The following is a 1,402-nucleotide window of genomic DNA, read 5'->3' as shown; positions in this document are numbered from 1 at the left end:
GGCAGGCACCCGCTCCCGTGCCCCTGGGCCCCGCAGACGCCCGGGGAACCGGCGAACGGGGACCGACGGGCGGACGGCGAATCGGTCAACTCTTCGGCATCGTGTGCCAGTTGGCGTGCGTATCGGCGCATACTCGGTCGCGTCCGCCCGTCCTTCACTCGCCCCCGGGAGAACCCATGGCGCCCCTGACCCGCCGAAGCGTCGTCACCGCCGCGCTCGTCACCGCGGCCGCAGGCACCTTCCTGCACCCGAGGACGGCCGCCGCCTCCCGCCCGGCACCAGGCCCCCGCCCCCGGGCACTGCGCCGGGCTCACGCGCACAACGACTACCTGCACCCGCGCCCGCTGTACGACGCGCTCGACCACGGCTTCACCAGCGTCGAGGCGGACATCTTCCTGGTGGACGGCGAGCTGCTCGTCGCGCACGAGGACACCGGCCTCGACCCGGCCCGCACCCTCGCCGCGCTCTACCTCGACCCGCTGCGGGCCAGGGTCCGGGCCCACCACGGCACGGTCCACCCCGGCTACCACGAACCCGTGCAGCTGCTGATCGACATCAAGACCGACGGCGCCGCCGCCTACCGCGCCCTCGACCGCCAGCTCCAGCGCTACCGGACCATGCTGACGTCGTACCACCACGGCCGGGTACGGCCCGGCGCCGTCACCCCCGTCGTCTCCGGCGACCGCACCGCCCGTATCCCGATGGAGGCGCAGCGCACCCGCTACGCCTTCTACGACGGCCGTCCCGAGGACCTCGGCACCCCGGCCCCCGCCTCCTTCGCCCCGCTGATCAGTACCAGCTGGAGCGACGTGTTCGACTGGCAGGGCGCCGGACCCATCCCCGCCGCCGAGCGGGCCCGGCTGCGCGCCCTGGTCACCCGGGCCCACCGGGAAGGCCGCCGCATCCGCTTCTGGGCCACCCCCGACACCTCCGGTCCGGAGCGGGAAGCGGTCTGGGCGGAGCTGCTGGCCGCCGGGGTCGACCATCTCAACACCGACGACCTCGCGGGCCTCGAACGCTTCCTGCGGGCCCATGACCCAAGCGCCCCGGACGAGGATGCCCACCCCTGGGCATGACGGACGGTCAAACACCCGATCGGCGGACACGCCGGGGCACCGAACGGCCCCTCCGCTGCGCCAGACTGGCGGCCGAATGCCGCCTACCGGGCGCGGCGGAGGAGGTTGACCATGGCCATTTCGATCTCACTGGTGGTGCTCCTGCTGATCCTGGCAGTGGTCTTCCTCCGCAACGGGCTGAAGCTCTCGCACGCGCTGGTCTGCGCGCTGCTCGGCTTCTTCCTCGCCGGCTCCAGCATGGGGCCGACCATCCAGGACAGCCTGGCCGCCACGGCCGACGTCGTCGGCAGCCTGCGGCCCTGACCCCGGTGCGGGGCCCGGGAGAC

At 73.8% G+C, this 1,402-nt stretch carries 2 protein-coding genes; both read left to right on the top strand.

Translation table 11 applies throughout. From position 1 onward, the window contains the following. Window positions 1-176: 176 nt before the first annotated feature. Entirely contained in the window at window positions 177-1,076 is a 900-nt protein-coding gene (locus ACFCV8_RS36045; RefSeq protein WP_376689781.1) for a phosphatidylinositol-specific phospholipase C/glycerophosphodiester phosphodiesterase family protein, read from the top strand. 111 nt (window positions 1,077-1,187) lie between these two features. Continuing rightward, window positions 1,188-1,379, top strand: a complete 192-nt coding sequence (locus ACFCV8_RS36040; RefSeq protein ID WP_376689780.1) for a hypothetical protein — start codon at window positions 1,188-1,190, stop codon at window positions 1,377-1,379. The last annotated feature ends 23 nt before the right edge of the window (window positions 1,380-1,402 follow it).

It is taken from the genome of Streptomyces sp. NPDC056347, assembly GCF_042262625.1.
Taxonomy (GTDB): Bacteria; Actinomycetota; Actinomycetes; order Streptomycetales; family Streptomycetaceae; genus Streptomyces.
The sequence above is the reverse complement of the archived record's forward strand: the minus strand, read 5'-3'. Positions and strand labels throughout refer to the sequence as shown.